Origin of the sequence: Candidatus Aquicultor secundus, from assembly GCF_002791875.1 — a bacterium.
Classification (GTDB): Bacteria; Actinomycetota; Aquicultoria; order Aquicultorales; family Aquicultoraceae; genus Aquicultor_A; species Aquicultor_A secundus.
In genome coordinates this window covers 1-3,521 of the sequence record NZ_PFNG01000241.1, presented here as the reverse complement: position 1 = coordinate 3,521, position 3,521 = coordinate 1, and the positions used below count along the sequence as shown (strand labels likewise).

At 51.8% G+C, this 3,521-nt stretch carries 2 protein-coding genes; both read right to left on the bottom strand.

From position 1 onward, the window contains the following. Positions 1-115 precede the first annotated feature (115 nt). A complete protein-coding gene (gene hypF / locus COY37_RS10250) occupies positions 116-2,404 on the bottom strand; it encodes a carbamoyltransferase HypF (protein WP_286678742.1) in 2,289 nt (762 codons plus the stop codon). Between the two features lie 68 nt (positions 2,405-2,472). Beyond that, positions 2,473-3,027 carry a signal peptidase I gene (gene lepB, locus COY37_RS10245; RefSeq protein WP_286678743.1) on the bottom strand — a complete coding sequence of 185 codons (555 nt, stop codon included), beginning with the start codon at positions 3,025-3,027 and terminating at the stop codon, positions 2,473-2,475. Between the last annotated feature and the right edge of the window lie 494 nt (positions 3,028-3,521).

The following is a 3,521-nucleotide window of genomic DNA, read 5'->3' as shown; positions in this document are numbered from 1 at the left end:
AATGACAACTAATCGCCGTTCACTATTTGCTAATCGCTCCCTCAGAATGACAACTAATCGCCGTTCACTATTTGCTAATCGCTCCTTCAGAATGACATACAGTAAATGCCGTTTGCTACTGACCAGCGGTTGTCAACATTACCTGCCCCAATGCCAGTCCCCCGTCATTTGTCGGAACCCGGCGATGGAAATATGGCATGATTCCTTTTGTCGGGAGTTCCTTGGCAAGTATATCTATAATAAGGCGGTTCTGAAATGTCCCGCCAGAAAATACCACTTTTTGCGTCATATACCGGGCCGTTAGCTTCTCAATCATATCATTAAGCGCCGTCGTAAAGGTACGGTGGAAGCGTGTGGCGAGCATAGTGGGGCCCGCCCCTTTACGTTTATCCTCCGCCATCTCATCCAGAAAACTCCAGGAGAGGCGCGCTATATCATCCTCAAGGATAGCAAAAGCGTAAGGCACAACGTTGTTAAGCACGAGACCAGATGACCTTGCCAGGGCCTCCATGCGCATCGCGGCCTCACCTTCGTAAGTGGATTTGGATGTAAAGCCGCACAGGGCGGCGGCGGCATCGAACAGCCGGCCGCAGCTCGATGAGGCAATGCTTAAATTATTATTTACGGTCTGCGCCCGGACAAACGGCATCAAATCGGCGCTCTCAGGCAAAACCTGCAGCAGCTTTTTCTCGTCCTTCCAGAGAGAATACAGTAAAACAGCTGCCATATGCAGGGGATATTTTACCGCGCCGTCGCCGCGCGGCTGCATAAACGGCTCAAGGGATGCAACCCGGTCGATGCTCTCATAGTCGCCGTGGAAAAACTCACAACCCCAGATCGAGCCATCGTCACCGTAGCCGGTGCCGTCGCATACAACTCCTAAGACCTTCTCGTTAAGCCCGGCGTCCGCCATAGCCGAGGCGAAATGCGCCTTGTGGTGTTGCGCCTTAATTAAGGGAACCCCAAGCTTCTCGGCATAGCGCTCAGCATACCCCGCACCCACATAATCGGGATGCAGGTCGCATACCACCTTCTCGGGGGTAATCTTCAAAAAATCGGCGAAAAAGCGCACCCCATCCAGGTAGGCCTCGACGTTTTTAAGGTTATCCAGGTCGCCGAAATACTGGCTGAGGACCGCCTTTTTCTCCCGGCCGTAAGCAAATACGCTCTTTAAGTCCCCACCGGCGGCAAAAACCGGCGGGATGGTGCACGGAAGCTGTATCCCCTGAGGAACATATCCCCTCGCACGCCGGATAAAATACGGCCCACCATTAAAAAGCATAATAACCGAATCGTCGCCCCGGTTTACGATCTCGCGCTTGTGCACGACAAATATGTCTGCGAGGTCACCAAGCTGCCGGTAAGCGTCCTCCTCGGTGAGGATGAGCGGGTCGTCGCTAATGTTTGCGCTGGTCATAACCAGCACCGATAGATCAACATCGAAAAGCCCGTAGTGAAGTGGCGTGTAGGGGAGCATTACTCCAAGCGCATCAAGCCCCGGCGCAATCACGTCGGTAAGCCCACCTAAGGGAGTGCGCTTCAAAAGGATAATCGGGCGCGCGGGCGAGGTCAAAAGGTGTTCTTCATCGGTCGACACCACACAGTGCGACCTCACCGTATCCAAATCGCGACACATCAGCGCAAACGGCTTGGCTTCGCGCTTTTTACGGTCACGAAGCAGCCCGACCGCATCATCATTCGTTGCGTCGCAGGCCAGATGGTATCCGCCGACACCTTTTATCGCGAGAATCTTGCCTTGTTTTAGCAATTCTCTGGCCGTTTCCATACCGCCGTCCAGCGGTGTTCCATCGGATGACGTCAGTGCTACTTTTGGGCCGCACACAGGGCAGGCATTGGGCTCGGCATGAAAACGCCTGTTCATAGGATCGGCGTACTCTTGAGCACAGTTCTCGCACAGCTCAAAGGCATGCATGGATGTGTTTTTGCGGTCGTAAGGCGCTGTGCGTGTAATAGAAAAACGGGGGCCGCAGTTTACACAGTTGGTAAAGGCATATCCGTACCTGCGATCACCGGGGTCGCGATATTCGCGCAGGCAATCGGCGCAGGTGCTGATGTCCGGCGGAATGGATATCTCGGTATCGGGCGCAGGCTTGCTTTCGTGGATAAAAAAGGCGCTAAACCCTTCGGATTCTACATCATATGCAGTAAAGCTCTCGATGGTCGCAAGCGGCGGGGGAGAGGTACGAAGTCGTTCCTGAAATGATGCGATGGTTTCTTTGGGGCCTTCGAGCCGTACGGTAACACCGGCGGTTGTGTTGATGACCCAGCCGCTCAAGCCCAGGATAGATGCCAGCCTATAGACATGAGGACGAAAACCCACGCCCTGGACGGTGCCCGTGATATGAATCTCTACCGCGCCGTGTTCTTGCACAATCCTTGCCACGCATGCATTACCCCGTTACCATGAATTTTGAGGAATACTTGGTCCATTTACGTAATTACTTGCAGAATCTATTTAAGCACTTTTAAGTGATCGAGCGGCCAAAATACGCAGACGGCTTTCGCAATCACGTTTTCCTCCGGGACAAAGCCCCACTCATGGCTGTCGTAGCTCTGGTTACGGTTATCCCCCAGCACAAACAGCATGCCTTCCTTTACCTTGACCGGCCCGTACGAGTATTGGGGAGTACGCGCTGCAGCAACTTTATAGGCCTTGCCGTTTACATACAGCACACCGTCACGGACTTCGACCGTATCACCGGGAAGCCCTATTAACCGCTTTACAAAAGGAGCGGCATCGGGGTCGGAGTTGACCTGTTTCGGCACTTTAAAGACGACAATATCGCCACGGTGCGGTTCTTCAAAATAGTACAGTGCTTTTACGGTGAAGATACGATCACCGGGAGCTATCGTCGGGTCCATCGACCCTGTCGGGACCAGCCTCGGCTCCGCAACCGCCGTCCGAATACCAAACGCCAGCACAAACGCGATAACGGCCAAAACTATAAACTCGCTTAACGTCTCCCAAAATCGACGTGCCATATACATAATACCTTTCTCATCCACACCGGCACCCACCTGTCTTTAAGATATTCAGGCACCCAATCTAATTAAATATACATCCATCCCCGCTATATATCCAACACTAACAAGAACGAATATCCCGGGTATCCGAACACTTAATCATCCGTTAACAGTCATCACACTAATATTTCATCACACTAATATTACTACCCAAATATTACTACCATTACTACCCAAATATTACTACCCAAACCAACCAACCTTTAGCCGGCAAAGGCCTATAGCCCACGATTAACCTTTTACTGTCATTCTGAACGAAGTGAAGAATCTAGCGGGCACTCACGTACTTCTGTCACTGAGTATGTCTAAGCTTTTATACACCTAACTAAGAGATCTTCATTCTAGCTCTATCTAAGCTTAGACCCTCCTGCCTAAGAAGAAGGTTTCTGCACCCAAGATTCTTCAGTCGCTTCGCTCCTTCAGAATGACATCCTGGTTGGCCCTCTACATCAAAGCCCTTACTCTCAAAAGCCCTT